We start from the raw sequence: 15,740 nt of genomic DNA, 5'->3' as shown, positions 1-15,740 counted from the left end.
GAGCCTAGTGCGGTGAAAGTTGCACGCTGGGTTCTTAGAGGGACGGCACTTGGTAACAAGTATCGTCTACTCGACAGATGTGTTTTAGGTTTTACTCTAGCTCAGCCGATTTCGATTAATAAAGTAAGTTTGAACCCTACAGAGCAGGACATTATCCTTCATCGAACAGCCTTTTGTAGGGCCAGATAATACTCGATATCATCAGGCTTTACTTTTTGCTTATTGCGACCAGAGCGAATATAGAAGTGTTCTCTACCCACCTTCTCTTGGTAAAAGAATAAGTAATCTTTTGATGGCCTTATCTTAACCCAAGCGACGGTATGACCATTGATCGGCACTAGAGTAGTGGATAGTAGTTCGCTTGGCTTTGATTGTTTTTGATTGGTCATCGTTAATAGCACGAATGGAGATCTTATCTCGAAAAAGAGAAGTTAGTTGCATCACAAACTTGTCTTCAGAAGAATTATGATAGTGCTCTAGCTCCTCTTCAATCCCATGAAATTTGAGATAGTGTCGCTGCTGTCTAGTGCTCTCTTAAAATGTTTGTTATGCGCGTGGTTGGGGAAGAACCATTTAGGGTAACCTGTCAGATCTTGTCACATCGAAGTAACGAAACTGACAGTTTAGAGTCAGATTAATTCATCTAAATGACCTAGATATAACTTCTAGGTGACCTGGCGAGTTTATGCATTATCTTCAGCGTTAATTAGTGACTAACGCTTCATCTATAAATTTTGATATCTTTGTATGGCGGCTAAAAGCCTTTGATATAAGGAGAGATTCGTATAGAACCGACACATCTCCTACAAACACAACTTGGTGCTTTGCTCTGGTTAACGCTGTATAAATTAGATGTCGGTCAATGACCCTCGACTTTTTGATTACAACAATTACACGGTCAAATTGACTACCTTGGCTTTTATGAACTGTCAGTCCGTATGCATGCTCTAAGTGCTTTAACTCTGACGGGTTTAAGGTTACTTGTGTACCTTCAAAGTCCACAAAAACCTCTTGATTGGTTGAGTTGATTATCTTACCAATAGATCCATTTCTAATCCCTTTGGAATAATCGTTTCTTGTATACATGACAAGCTCACCAACCCTCAAGGTGCTACCATTTATAGCGTGTTGTACTGTTCCATATTCGGTATCTGTAAACTCTATAGCATCTCCCTTGGAAAACTTGTCATGTATGAGCGTATTTAGGCTTAGAACGCCGCCTGAGGAGGATTTAATTGCAGACAAGAGAAGGACATCATTATTTTCACCGTTTCCACCTAATTCTTCGTATAGCCGCAATGATTCTGTCTCAATATCTGCGTTGCTACACTGAACGAAACTAACGCCTTGCCCAATACCTTTATAGGGAGCGAAAGGGATGGGTTCTCTCGTCATTGGATAGCATCTCACTTTGTTTGCTACCGTAGGTATGCCAGAGGCTTCTGACTGTCGCTTAACCGATGTCAGGTTAGGATTGAAAATATTTTCTACACCAACGAGAGCATGGAAAATAAGACCGATTCCGACTGGTGGTAACTGTTCTTCATCTCCCGTCAGTATAATTCTCCCATTACTTGGAATTCTTTTTAGTAATTGATATATAGAAAGAATATCTATCATGGACGCTTCATCAATGATGAATGTAGCATCCTCTGGAATGTCATCCTGATTGACGTGATACATGAACGCTGCAATTGTCATGGCTTGACGTCCTGTAGCCTCCGTAATTCTCATGGCGGCTTTTCCAGACAATGCCATCAAATAGATTTTGCTAGTCAGTTTTAAACTTTCCAATGCGAAACAGATAGCTTCAAGTACGGTTGTTTTGCCGCATCCAGCACCGCCTGTCAGGACAGATAGTCTGGCAGCAGTACAAATCGATACTGCATGTTGTTGCTCTTCAGTAAGCTCAAAACCAACTCGTGATTCGTATTGCGCAATAATGGCATCAATATGCTTGCTAACAATTGGATTTAATGGATATTTAGTAAGACTAGATATTATTGAAGCGACACCTGATTCAACGATATCCATGCTTCTGACCTGCGCTATGTCTTCGTCAACAATTACTTCTTTATCTTCAATCGAGATATCAATAGCTGTCAGGGCTAAGTCACCAATTTTTCTTCTTAGTTTCTGCCTTAATTCTGCAAGCGGTAGGCACGTGTTACCTGATTTGAATCCTTCATAAAGTGTTTCTTTTGCATACGCTACAAGGCGTTCTGGGGAGTCAGATTTAAAGCCAAGCCGATTTATTGCATACTCATCCAGGGCTTCTAAACTCGCCATAAACATTACAAGCACATAGGGATTAGCTTTAATCTTGTCATAAGCACTTAGCCCCCATATTTTTAAGACAGATTCACCCACATATGCTGGTACACCTAAGTCGTCTAATAGCTTTAGACAATGTAACTCTTGATACGCATTCAGACCATCGATCAACGTCTGAGCAACGTGTGCGCCTAAGATAGGGGTCAGCCTATCAGCATCATTATTAGCCGCAATTTGGTATAGTTCGTCGCCATAAAAGGACACTAGTTTTTCAGCCTTTACTCCACTTATCCCTTTGAATACTTTGGATTCTGACAGGAGTCTCTTTAAATTTTCGTTTGCAGCCTTAACAAAAGATATCTTTGTGGGTTTTATGACTTTTTCTTCCTTTAACGTGCCATCTTTCCACGTTATTTTTTGTTTTTCTACGGTGCCTTCGACATGCCAAAAATGCTTTTCTTTGAATATTGAAGGAGTGGGTGCTACATCAAATCCAGCTTTAATGACAAAACGCGTGGGACTATCACAAAGAGTTACAGCAGAAAATATAATTCCTCCCTTTGCCCCTTTACTACGAATGGAACGAATTTGCACATCACCAGAGAATTGCTCCATTACAAGCGTCCTGTTTCCATCATGTAGCTTTCAATCACTTCTAGATGCTTCAGTTTTTCTTCAGTTTTTTGAAGCTGAATTTTGGTTTCGCTAAGTTCTTGTTCTAGTGCAGCATTGCATTCCTGAGCAAATTTCAGAGTCTTTTTATCTACACTATTTGAGATAGCGGCAGATTTTTCACTTACCTGGTCTGTACCAGTTCTTGAATCCTTGGTGAGTATCCCTTTCTTTAATAAATCAGTGACGACTTCATCAAATTTTTCAATGATTTTAGAATTTTCATTAATTCTTTTCCTGTCAAAGCCACATTCTTTAGCGATAGCTTGTTTGTTCAAACTGTGATTGTCTCTAGAGCGATAATCTTCCCAATCTCCCTCAGATTCTCGCTCTCTCACAAATGTTATGAACTTTTGGTAATTAACTTCTGCTTGAGGATTCGCCATTAATTTTCCTTATGTTTTTTCAGCTTTGTCGGATAAATAAACTCAGGGTCAATACCTTGATCTTCCAGCATTTGATAACAGTCATTTAAGCGTAATTGAAGGGCTTCAATCTTACGGGTCAATTCCTGATTCGCTTCCTTTTGTGCTTCATACTTTTCCTTGTAGCCATCAATAGGCGTTGCTCCTTGCGAAGGATCTACGGTTTTATATCCTCGCAGAAATTCTCTGACTTCTTTATACCGCTTCATATATGGTGTGTTGCGATTCAAAGTCATACGAGTTACACCACATCTGTCAGCAATGTAATCATGTCCAAATTCGTGCTTATACTCTGGGTTTTTAATAAAAAACTCTAAACTACTCAGCGCAATAGTTTGCCACTCTGGAGCCTTACTCATCTTTTATATTCTCTGGATTAAATATTTGAACGATAGGAATTTTATGAGCTTCATTTTTTTCTGCGTTTTCATAGGCTTTTAGTGCAGCAATGCAACCGTTTATTGTGTCTATACAAAACTGTACATGTTGGTCTAGAGGTTCTTGGTTATTCAGTTTCAATGAAAGCTCATCGTAGTTTGGCAATAGCGCACTTAGCTGATTTTCATAATGAACCTTTGTATTGTGAATATTAACTAGAGCTTCTTTATCGGTTGGATCTATTCCAAAATGATTGCATGTTTCACCATCATTACCCCGTAGACACATCATTCCTTTTTGACACGGTGATACGTCTAAATCTCTGTCGCAAGTTCCCCAAGGGGTGTAATGAACAGCAGACATGGTGTGATTTAGAGCTGTCTCTATTTCATCTAGCGAAACGTTATTATTTCTCATACGCTTTATGCGTCTGCCCAGAACATCATCGGGTGGATTTTCAGACATATACCGTTTACGCATTGCCTCAGCTCGTTCTTTCGCTGTTCGATGGTCGTAATGTCTTGTTTGTCCAGGCGTTCGCCCCATCCATAGGTCAATTGCTGATTCGTTTTTTCCCGCCCGAATTAGGGCTGTAGTAACCCAGTGGCGTATTTGATGTGAATTCAAAGAAACAACGTCACCGTTTTCATCTTTAATATCGTAGTTTTCGAATATCGTTTTATGGCGGCTTCCTTTTTCGTCATTGTTTATCCATCGAGTGTAAGCCCTATATGTCAAAGGACATGGAATTAAGCCATGAGATTTTGTCCCTGCGTCAAAAGTATCATTCTTAGCAATAAACAAAAATTCACTAAAAGGCATATCAATTGTATAGGAGGTTGATACAATCTCTTCTTTTGCATCAACGTTATCATTAGCTCGATACACCATCCTTTTGGTGTCTTCATACTCTTTCAAACAAAGTTTGCTAAGCTCTTCTTTTGAGATAATGACTCTTTGTCTTGCGGCTCTTTCGTCACCATACTTACACTTTAATTTACCGACAATTGATTGTGAGTATCGACCCTGAATAGCTTTACTTTCTCTCAACAAACTTACGGTTAGTCCCGAAACATGTATGTCACCACTTGTGCCTATTTCACTACGAGCAAAATGAAGAGCGGGGTCATATCCATGTTCCTTGAGAGCATTCTCAAAATTCTCAGGTCGATCTGGAAAGGTAAATGAATTTATAAATGCTTGAGCACCTTCTTGCTCAACTTTACGAGCAAAGTCTCGGTGAGGCTTTGTTATTTCAAGGATTCTTGCATGGGCATCTACTATCACTTTTTCCCAAATTTTAGGGATAGACTTAGCGAAAGCAAGTTCCCCTTTTTCGACTGGCACTCTGAGGAAATAACGCTGTCTGTCTTCATCGAACCCAAGGCAATCTTTGTGAAGACGAAGTACTTCTCCGATACGTAGCCCTAGACCTTCCATAAAAGGTGTAGCTAGCAATCTAAGCTCATCATATCCATCTTTTGGTTGAAAGTATTCTGGTGTACCGCCTGATTCGACAAGGCGTTTAGCCGCATCAAATTTTTGTTTTATGCGCCCAAAGTACAGACCAATATCTTCAACATGTTTTTCTTTCTGAGCTTCCTTTTTTGTATTCGTGGTTACGTCATTACGTTCCAATGCAGGGTTTTTCATGTTAACTTTAGGCACAAAGGTCTTACAAAAGCTCTTCTTAACTACAAAATTCTTGATAAAAGATACCGAGTCTTTATAACGCTCAAAGGTGCCTCTGGGCTTTTCATAATAGGTTTGTAGTAATGGTATTAGGGCATCAATTTTACTTTGATCCATTGATAGCAATGCGTTTTCATCAAAGTTTAGTGAAGTTCCTAGCCAGGCGATACGACTAAGTAAGCCTGGAATAGTTCGTTCATTTCCAGATTTGTGTTTTTTAATACTATGTAGTGTAAAAAGGCGATATATGTCTCCCCATATCCCTTGCATCAAGACGCTATCTTCAATTTTTGTATGGGAAGTAACGATTGCTCCATTTATATCAAGACATCCTCTAAAATAGATAGTGCGACCGCGATACTGCCAACCGCTCTCATCCCATTGACCTTTTATGGTTCCTTTCGACACTAATGTGTCGAAGTCAACTTGTGCTAAATTCCTCTCTTCATGAACACGGTCTATTAGTGTTTGTAGAGCCTTATTTACTTTTTGAGAGCGAAAATCGATAGGGTTCATCGTTATTTTTCACCCCTCATAATTTTTTGAGCTTCAACAATTTGTAAAGCACCTTCATATGCTTCGCTTAACTGATGTTGAACCGCTCCTGTTGAATTATTTTTGACAAATTCGACTTCTTTCTCGATTACTTCTAGTTGTTTTTGATGATTAGCGTCCTTGAAGGGTCTAAAGCGGCTACAGCCATAGCAACTCACTGTTGGATGATATTCACATAAGGTCTTTTTTAAACACTTCCCAATAGAGAGAACATCCGATACACGAATTAGGCTACCTTCAAGATTATCGTCTTCATCGATAAAATAACCTTGCCATCGTAAAGCGGCATTTTTTAGAGCAGTAGATACTTCAAACGTATCATCGATAAAATCAATAAGATCTTGATTGTATTTAAAATAGTGCTGTACTGATGCGGTTGTTGAATGGTCTAGAGCTAACGCAACTTCTTCAGGTGTCTTGCCCTCCATCACCATGCGAGTGCCTAACGTATAACGGAAACGATAGGCGTTCATTTTAAGTGGATAAGGATTACCGTCTTCATCCCTGCAATACACAGACTTTAATTGCAATAGTTGAGGAATTTCAATGCCAAATGTGGAAGTGATTCTTTTTGAGTTGACATGCCATGCATAAGGAGCCAATAGCTTATGTTTTAAGAATTCACTATTAACTTTTTTTGCTTTAAATAATGGTCTCGGAAGTTCTTTACCGTCTGCATCCATTTCAACTAAGTTGGAATGGTCTTGAATTAATTGATTAATCTCTGCTGCTAACTCTACTGGCAATTCGCGAACAGTAAAGTTCCCTTCGGTTCTACGCAATTGTGCGGCACGCCCCTTTACTCGTGGGATCAGAATATACCAAGCTAGCTTCTTTTTATCGTAATAAATATCGTCTTCACGTAGTAAAGCTAGTTGTATAGGTCTAAGTCCAAATCTTTTGGCTAATCCAACTAAAACGCGAAACTCAGTCTTAACTTTTTCATCCTGTATTGCTGTTGTTATTTGAGAAATTTCTGAGCGAGTGAAGGGGCCATATTCATGATCTAACATAGATACGCGCTCTTTACGTCCAATCGCTTTAACCGCGACTTCAGAAACTTTTAGTTCTAACTCATCTGTAAAGCCCCAGTAATCATTGGCGATACCGTACTTAACAAATTGTCTAATAGATAAGAAAGCTCGCTGATTATCCTTATTTTTGAGGATAACTGAAGATAGTTTTCTGCCTAGTTCTTTCGCAAATTTTCTTTCATTTGAGTAGGTATCTTCGGTAAAGCTAATACCTTGTAATACGTTAAAACCTTCGGAGATATGATTAATTGAAGCTGGAGATCTTTCAATTGCTGTATCTATCCAACATTTAGCAGCGATGTAGTCGAGGTAAGTATCGCCAGAATAATGATCACTTAAGTTATAAAAATCATGGCCTTTACCTACGTTGATTAGCTGAATTCTATTCAACAAACGTCCGCTTAGATCCCGTAACTGAACAGTTTGTCCAAAATAAGTTTCAATCTGAGATGGGAAAGGGTCACAATCACCATTTAAGCTTGAGACGAAATCATATACTTGAGAATAAGGATCAAATGAATCTTCTGATAAATATTGTGTAGCCGCATGCCCCATATTTATTCACTCTTTGCTAAATATTCAGATAGCTTTCTTTGTAGAAGCCCTTTTGTATAGTGCTTAGGCATATTACTGGTTGAAGACCAACCGCCCCAAGTCGTTAATGTATCTTGCATATCTCCCGATTTAGTCATTGGAGAGTTGGAACCTTCATAATCTTTATCAACGGCATCGCGAACTTCAATCCCTTTAGTAACTCGTAAGCGGTGAGGATGAATAGTGTTAACCAGTTCAGGCATTTTTCGATAAAGGCTGTCGATCAAATATGATAGCCCATCGGTAGTCATTGCTCCCCCATCTGATTTACTTACAAATAGGTAGTCTGTTAATTGATCATTAAATGGTTTACGTAGCTTAGGTCTATCTTCTTCAATATAATCAATAAGTAAGTTCGACAAACCTTGAGATATGGGCAATTCTCGCCCTAAGGTTTTATGCGAAGCTCCGTCTGCTCGACCCCGAAAACTTTTACTGTTTTTATCTTCTGTGGTAATCACCACAGTTGGATTGGTTGTTAGTTTCAGATGCTCGTCGTTATTTTTAATTAAAACTAGCTCAGCAGCACGGCAACCTAGCTCAATGAGTAATAGAATCGCACAAGCATTTCTTCTTTGAAGTTCTGGGCTAAAAGGGTTTACTTCATTAAAAAAGTCTATAGTCGAGGGTCTTACAATATCCCTAATTATGTTCACTTCCTCGACTGATAATGACTTAGCTTGGTTCGTATGGATTTCTATCTCTGTCTTGGAGTAGCGTTTTTTCCTAAACCGTCCGATCATCGCAAAAACATGTTTTTGTCGGTCATCCATACGTTCCAAGTCATTCAATCTATTAACATAACGAGAATAATGAAAACTTAAAAATTGTGATATAGAGTCAATTCGACGATTAAAGGTGGACGGTTTGACCACTACACCATCATCAACAGTGTAATTGTAATTCACTAATAGAGCTGAGCTTATAGCCGTAATTTGCCGATGGCTGAGAATTTTAATGGCTGCGGCATCTTCGAAAAATGAGGGATGATGTCTATCGACATACTCATAGAAAACAGCTAAGTCACGTAATCGCGCTTTTACTGTATTTAGCGGTTTGCTATGCCACAAATCGAATCCCCATAGCGCAGCCGATGGAAGTGGGCAGTCGCAATCCTCGGTATCAACCAGCATTGGAAGGAGTTGATTATCATATTTAGGGTGACGAATGTTTTTGACTTTGTATCTCATAAGCGATGTTACATATCCATGTAAGGTGAAATATCCTTATGGGTTTTAGGTTATATCTTAAATGTTACATATTCAAGTGGCGTGAAATATTTTCACTTTAAAATAAAAAAAGGCGTCACAAGGACGCCATTATAAGTAATTGTTTAATAAAAACATTTTTTAGTTAACCACAAAAAATGTTACATATATAAAAACACACCAGTTATATCTTACAACCGCCGCCAGCACAATCGTCATCTTGTGGTTGAACAGCGTCTTTCTGTTCATCTTTCGCGCCATCACGAGTGTTGTGGTAGTAAAGCGTTTTCACACCAAACTTATACGCTGTTAGCAGGTCTTGAAGCAGTTTCTTCATTGGAACCTTGCCAGTCTCGTAACGTGACGGGTCGTAGTTAGTATTAGCAGAGATAGCTTGGTCAACAAACTTCTGCATAATACCCACAAGGTGTAGATAACCGTCGTTCGAACCGATATTCCAAAGCAGTTCATAGCTGTCTTTAAGTTCTGTGAACTCTGGTACAACTTGCTTCAGGATACCGTCTTTCGAAGCTTTTACTGAAACGTAACCACGTGGTGGCTCAATACCGTTAGTTGCGTTTGAAATCTGAGAAGAAGTCTCAGAAGGCATTAGCGCAGTCAGTGTTGAGTTACGTAGGCCGTGCTCCATAATTTCTTTACGTAGGCTGTCCCAGTCGTAGTGCAGCGCTTCGTCACAAATTAGGTCGATATCTTTCTTATACGTATCAATCGGCAGTAAGCCTTTCGCGTAGTTCGTCTCGTCGAATGAAGGACACTTACCTTGTTCTTTCGCCAGTGCTACAGATGCTTTCAATAGGTAGTACTGCATTGCTTCGAACGTACGGTGAGTTAGGCCGTTCGCGCTACCGTCAGAGTATTTCACGCCATTCTTCGCTAAGTAGTAAGCAAAGTTAATCACACCAACACCTAGCGTACGACGGTTCATAGTCGATTTGTATGCCGCTGGTAGAGGGTAATCTTGGTAATCAAGCAGTGCATCTAACGCACGAACAACAAGATCGGATAGCTCTTCGAAATCATCTAGAGACTTGATAGCACCTAAGTTGAATGCAGAAAGCGTACACAGTGCGATCTCGCCTGAGTCATCTTCAACGTTAGTTAATGGTTTCGTTGGCAGTGCGATTTCTAAACATAGGTTCGACTGACGAACTGGAGCGACTTCAGAATCAAATGGGCTGTGAGTATTACAGTGGTCCACGTTCTGGATGTAGATACGACCCGTTGATGCACGCTCTTGCATTAGCAGAGTGAACATTTCAATCGCTTTAACCGTTTCTTTCTTGATTGAAGGATCGTTCTCGTACTTCACGTATAGACGCTCAAACTCTTCTTGGTTTTCGAAGAATGCGTCGTACAGACCAGGTACATCAGATGGTGAGAATAGCGTAATATTGCCGCCTTCAACTAAACGTTGGTACATCAGTTTGTTTAACTGAACACCGTAGTCCATGTGACGAACACGGTTTTCTTCAACACCACGGTTGTTCTTAAGTACCATGAGTGAGCGTGCTTCACCGTGCCACATTGGGTAGAACACAGTAGCTGCGCCACCACGTACACCACCTTGTGAACAACATTTTACTGCTGTTTGGAAGTACTTGTAGAACGGAATACAACCAGTGTGGAATGCTTCACCACCGCGAATCTCTGAGCCTAATGCACGGATACGACCTGCGTTGATACCAATACCAGCGCGCTGAGATACGTAACGAACAATTGAGCTTGCTGTTGCGTTAATAGAATCAAGACTGTCGCCACACTCGATCAGAACACATGAGCTGAACTGGCGAGTAGGGGTACGCACGCCAGACATAATTGGCGTAGGTAGAGAAATCTTAAATGTCGATGTCGCATCGTAGAAACGTTTGATGTAATCAAGACGTGTCGCTTTTGGATATTTCGCAAATAAGCACGCTGCTACAAGGATGTATAAGAACTGAGCACTTTCGTAAATTTGGCCCGTAACACGGTTCTGTACGAAGTACTTACCCTCTAGCTGCTTAACTGCCGCGTATGAGAAATTTAGGTCGCGTTTATGGTCGAGGTACGCATCAAGTTCGTCGAGTTCTGCTTTTGTGTAGTCTTCTAGAATATGTTGATCGTACTTACCCATATCGACGAGGCGAGACACGTGATCATAAAGCGTTGGTGGCTCGTATTGGCCATACGCTTTTTTACGCAGATGGAATACCGCTAGGCGAGCAGCTAGGTATTGGTAATCCGGAGTCTCTTCAGAGATCAGGTCTGCCGCAGACTTGATGATTGTCTCGTGAATATCTGTCGTTGTGATGCCGTCGTAAAACTGGATGTGAGCGCGAAGTTCTACTTGAGAAACCGAAACATTATCTAGACCTTCTGCAGCCCAAGTGATAACGCGGTGGATTTTATCCAGATCGATACTTTCTTTACGGCCATCACGCTTGGTGACGGTAAGTTGTTGGTTCATTCTGCTTTATTTCCCTAAGAAAACTGATAAAAGCCGTATTTTTGTTTGTTTATGTGCAATATGAGTAAAGCTTGCGGCGGCTTTGTGATCAAAGTCTATCTATATATTGTCGCTTAAACACAACATATAGGGGTTCATTTGTTTGCGGGTTACAAGATAGTGCTATTACACTGATTTATCAAGGTACAGATCGGGGATGACTTGTGGATAACTGACAAAATGAAAAAAAACAGTAAGTGAACACTAACCGATGAGAAAAGGGCAGACTTGAATGGTTAAAAGTACGGTTTCGAGATCGGTTTAGAAATAACCGCATGCAAAAATATTTTCCTTGATCTTTGGCCGTTTTTATCTACGAAAAATGGCTTGGTCAAAATGGAATCTAGAGCACGAATTTTAGCCATAAAAAGACAAAAAAAGCGGCAACTTTGTGCTACCGCTTCCGATTCATTTTCTTTAAAAAATGTCAATCACAAAACTCATTTTTTAACTTAATAGCGTTCAGTATTTTTTAGTATGAACGATGTAGTTTACATCTACATTACGACCGAGTTTGTAGCTATCATTTAGAGGGTTGTAATGAAGCCCAGTAATGCCCATTTCCGTCAGGTCAGTTTGGTCTATCATCTTCATCATTTCGGCTGGCTTGATAAACTTATCGTGCTCATGAGTGCCTTCAGGAACAATCTTAAGAAGCTTCTCAGCACCGACAATAGCAAATAAGTACGACTTAATGTTTCGGTTCAAAGTTGAGAAAAACACGTGACCACCGGGTTTGACTAGCGCAGCACAAGAGCGGATAACGGAGAGAGGATCTGGAACGTGTTCAAGCATCTCCATACAAGTCACGACATCGTAAGTTCCTGCGTTTTCTATAGCGTGGTCTTCTATTGTGCTCTGAATGTAGGTCAGTTGAGTGCCTGTTTCTAATGCATGTAGTCGCGCGACTTCTAATGGTTCTTTACCCATATCAAGCCCCGTCACAATAGCGCCTTCTTTTGCCATGCTTTCAGCAAGAATGCCACCACCACAGCCGACATCAAGTGTTCGCTTGCCAAACAAGCCATTTGCTTTTTCAAGTACATAGTTCAAACGAAGTGGGTTAATTTGATGAAGCGGCTTAAACTCGCCTTCTAAATCCCACCATCGAGAAGCCATGTCCTCGAATTTCTTAATTTCACTTGGGTCGACGTTTTGTGCTTTAGTCATAATTGGTTTTATTGCATTCAATCTGAGTCCTTTAGAGGGCGCCAGTATACTCCAACGTTTTACACCCAAACAACCTCGATGTGCTTAGTTAAGGGACAATGACAGAGTTCACTGGCGCGGCAATCGAGACAGGTGCCTGTAATTTGTAAAGCGCTCGCTATTGTTTTTGCTTCATCCTTGAACTGGTGCCAGTGACAATAACTCTAAAACCTGCATTTTCGCGTTGTGTAGTTAAAGGAATTTACCTCGCTTTTCCGCGTAAAGAGTCCGATTTTGCTCAATATTGACCGAAATATAACCACTAATCAGAAAGATATGGGATGAGTGTGCAAATTCTCGACATTTGATTCATAACCAAGCTCACAACCTGATAAAAGGAGAGGGAAAGTGATGCCGAAGTGATGAATTGTGTGTTATATTTTTGCACCTTACACGTATCGTAATTACGATCAGATAATAGAGGGATAATGGCTCTATGAGCGATTTAGCTAAAGAGATCACGCCCGTAAACATTGAAGATGAGCTTAGAGGTTCATACCTAGACTACGCGATGTCAGTCATCGTGGGTCGTGCTCTTCCAGATGTGCGTGATGGCCTAAAACCAGTACACCGCCGCGTTTTATTCGCGATGAACGTACTAGGCAACGATTGGAACAAACCATATAAAAAATCAGCCCGTGTTGTCGGCGACGTAATCGGTAAATATCACCCACATGGTGATATTGCTGTGTACGACACAATCGTACGTATGGCTCAGCCGTTCTCGCTTCGTTACATGCTGGTCGATGGTCAAGGTAACTTTGGCTCGATCGATGGCGACTCTGCTGCGGCAATGCGTTACACCGAAGTTCGAATGGCAAAAATTGCCCATGAACTATTGGCTGACCTAGACAAAGAAACCGTAGACTACGTACCAAACTACGACGGTACTGAGCAGATCCCAGCGGTTCTTCCAACTAAAATTCCAAACCTATTGGTTAACGGTGCTTCTGGTATCGCAGTAGGTATGGCAACCAACATCCCGCCTCATAACCTTGGCGAAGTGATTGATGGCTGTCTTGCATACATCAATAATGAAGAAATCACTATTGATGAACTAATGGATTACATTCCTGGTCCTGATTTCCCAACGGCGGCGCTTATCAGCGGTCGTAAAGGCATTGTAGACGCGTACAAAACAGGTCGTGGCAAAATCTACATGCGTTCGAAAGCGGACATCGAAGTGGAGAAGAATGGTAAAGAGACCATTATCGTCACTGAAATTCCTTACCAGGTGAACAAAGCTCGCTTGATCGAAAAGATCGCTGAGCTAGTTAAAGATAAGAAAGTAGAAGGCATCAGTGCACTGCGCGACGAGTCAGATAAAGACGGTATGCGCATTGTTATTGAGTGTAAGCGCGATGCTGTGGGCGAAGTAGTTCTAAACAACCTTTACGCTCAGACTCAGCTGCAAACCACTTTCGGTATCAACATGGTGGCCCTAAACAATGGCCAGCCACAGCTATTCAACCTAAAAGATATGTTGAAGTGCTTCGTTGATCACCGTCGTGAAGTTGTGACACGTCGCACTATCTTCGAACTGCGTAAAGCGCGTGAACGTGCTCATATCCTTGAAGGTTTAGCTCTAGCGCTTGCTAACATTGATGAAATCATTGAGCTTATCCGTAAGGCACCTACACCGGCTGAAGCAAAAGCGGGTCTTATCGCTCGTGGTTGGGATTTAGGCAACGTTTCAGCAATGCTAGAGCGTGCTGGTACAGATGCTGCGCGCCCTGAATGGCTAGAGCCTGAATACGGTATTCGTGATGGTCAGTACTTCCTGACTGAGCAACAAGCACAAGCTATCCTAGATCTACGTTTACATAAACTAACAGGTCTAGAACACGAGAAGATTCTAGGCGAATACAAAACACTTCTAGAAGAAATCGCTGAACTCATGCATATCCTTGCGAGCACTGAGCGTTTGATGGAAGTTATCCGTGAAGAACTTGAAGCGGTTCGTGACGGCTTTGGTGACGCTCGTCGTACAGAAATCACAGCTGCGAGCCATGATATTGACATGGAAGAGCTGATCGCACGTGAAGACGTTGTAGTTACTCTATCTCACGGTGGTTACGTTAAGTACCAAGTACTGAGCGACTACGAGTCACAGCGCCGTGGTGGTAAAGGTAAGAGTGCGACTAAGATGAAAGATGAAGACCATATCGAGCGTCTTCTAGTGGCGAATACCCACGATAACATCTTGTGTTTCTCTACTCGTGGTAAGACATACCGCCTGAAAGTTTACCAATTGCCTCTAGCGAGCCGTACTGCGCGTGGTAAGCCAATTGTGAACATCCTTCCATTAGAAGAAGGTGAGCGCATTACCGCGATTCTGCGTGTTGATGAATTCTCTGAAGACAAATTCATCTTCATGGCAACAGGTGACGGTACGGTTAAGAAAACGCCGTTGAACCAGTTTGCAAACGTACGTTCAAACGGCCTAATCGCTGTGAACCTACGTGAAGACGATTCGTTAATCGGTGTGGATATCACTAACGGCGAAAACGAAATCATGCTGTTCTCTAAAGCGGGTAAAGTGGTTCGCTTTAAAGAAGCAGAAGAGATTCCAGTACTTGATGAAAATGGTAAACCAGTTCTTGATGAGAATGGTCAGCCAGAGATCAAGTTTAAAGGTGTTCGTCCTATGGGTCGTACCGCCTCTGGTGTTCGTGGTATGAAACTGGCTGAAAATGACCAAGTTGTATCACTTATTGTTCCTTCGCACGAAGGCGACATCCTAACGGTTACAGAAAACGGTTATGGTAAACGTACAGCACTTAGCGAGTACCCGACAAAAGGTCGTGGCACTCAAGGTGTAGTTTCTATCAAAGTTTCTGAGCGAAATGGCCCGGTAGTTGGTGCTATCCAGGTTGTTGAAGGTGATGAAATGATGATGATCACCGACGCTGGCACGTTAGTACGTACTCGTGTGGGTGAAGTTAGCCAGGTTGGTCGTAACACACAAGGTGTAACGCTTATCCGTACTGCGGAAGATGAATCAGTTGTTGGTTTGCAACGTATTGAAGAAGTTGATGATGAAGAGCTGCCTGCTGATGAAGATGCAGAAGCGTTAGAGTCAACAGGCGAAAATACGCAGCAAGACGCTTCAGAAGCTCCAGCTGCTGATGATGCAGAGGAAGGTAACGAAGAGTAATCTTACATCGTTATCTTGATATGAAAAGCCGAGCCT

Annotated in this window: 9 protein-coding genes and 1 pseudogene; 2 read left to right on the top strand and 8 right to left on the bottom strand. The window is 41.4% G+C overall.

From position 1 onward, the window contains the following. A pseudogene (locus R7P80_RS22315) lies at positions 1 to 189 on the top strand (hypothetical protein); the annotation flags it as partial. A gap of 513 nt (positions 190 to 702) precedes the next feature. On the opposite strand, the gene R7P80_RS22310 reads toward R7P80_RS22315, so the two are convergent. The 8 genes from R7P80_RS22310 to ubiG form a co-directional block, all read right to left on the bottom strand. Then, on the bottom strand, positions 703 to 2,889 hold the full coding sequence (locus R7P80_RS22310; RefSeq protein ID WP_225491967.1) for an ATP-dependent RecD-like DNA helicase: 2,187 nt from the start codon (positions 2,887 to 2,889) through the stop codon (positions 703 to 705). Further along, the gene (locus tag R7P80_RS22305; RefSeq protein ID WP_054867917.1) at positions 2,889 to 3,332 is read right to left on the bottom strand and encodes a hypothetical protein; all 444 of its coding nucleotides are present in this window, start codon (positions 3,330 to 3,332) and stop codon (positions 2,889 to 2,891) included. The genes R7P80_RS22310 and R7P80_RS22305 overlap by 1 nt, the downstream gene beginning before the upstream one ends. Beyond that, entirely contained in the window at positions 3,332 to 3,730 is a 399-nt protein-coding gene (locus R7P80_RS22300) for a hypothetical protein (protein WP_047725737.1), read from the bottom strand. Before R7P80_RS22300 ends, R7P80_RS22305 begins: the two co-directional genes overlap by 1 nt. Beyond that, positions 3,723 to 5,957, bottom strand: coding sequence for a hypothetical protein (locus tag R7P80_RS22295; RefSeq protein WP_225491966.1), 2,235 nt, complete (start codon positions 5,955 to 5,957; stop codon positions 3,723 to 3,725). The genes R7P80_RS22300 and R7P80_RS22295 overlap by 8 nt, the downstream gene beginning before the upstream one ends. Positions 5,958 to 5,959: 2 nt before the next feature. Then, a complete protein-coding gene (locus R7P80_RS22290; RefSeq protein WP_078231368.1) occupies positions 5,960 to 7,585 on the bottom strand; it encodes a site-specific integrase in 1,626 nt (541 codons plus the stop codon). Positions 7,586 to 7,587: 2 nt separating this feature from the next. Beyond that, positions 7,588 to 8,814, bottom strand: a complete 1,227-nt coding sequence (locus R7P80_RS22285) for a tyrosine-type recombinase/integrase (RefSeq protein WP_078231369.1) — start codon at positions 8,812 to 8,814, stop codon at positions 7,588 to 7,590. A 202-nt stretch (positions 8,815 to 9,016) separates the two neighbouring features. After that, positions 9,017 to 11,299, bottom strand: coding sequence for a class 1a ribonucleoside-diphosphate reductase subunit alpha (gene nrdA / locus R7P80_RS22280; protein WP_005376819.1), 2,283 nt, complete (start codon positions 11,297 to 11,299; stop codon positions 9,017 to 9,019). A 501-nt stretch (positions 11,300 to 11,800) separates the two neighbouring features. Next, positions 11,801 to 12,508, bottom strand: coding sequence for a bifunctional 2-polyprenyl-6-hydroxyphenol methylase/3-demethylubiquinol 3-O-methyltransferase UbiG (gene ubiG / locus R7P80_RS22275; RefSeq protein WP_017636129.1), 708 nt, complete (start codon positions 12,506 to 12,508; stop codon positions 11,801 to 11,803). Between the two features lie 475 nt (positions 12,509 to 12,983). On the opposite strand from ubiG, the gene gyrA reads away from it, so the two are divergent. Next, positions 12,984 to 15,704, top strand: coding sequence for a DNA topoisomerase (ATP-hydrolyzing) subunit A (gene gyrA / locus R7P80_RS22270; RefSeq protein WP_225491965.1), 2,721 nt, complete (start codon positions 12,984 to 12,986; stop codon positions 15,702 to 15,704). The last annotated feature ends 36 nt before the right edge of the window (positions 15,705 to 15,740 follow it).

Source organism: Vibrio sp. 2092, assembly GCF_033339635.1.
In the GTDB taxonomy this organism is placed as follows: domain Bacteria; phylum Pseudomonadota; class Gammaproteobacteria; order Enterobacterales; family Vibrionaceae; genus Vibrio; species Vibrio alginolyticus.
This window is presented reverse-complemented; position numbering and strand designations above follow the sequence as displayed.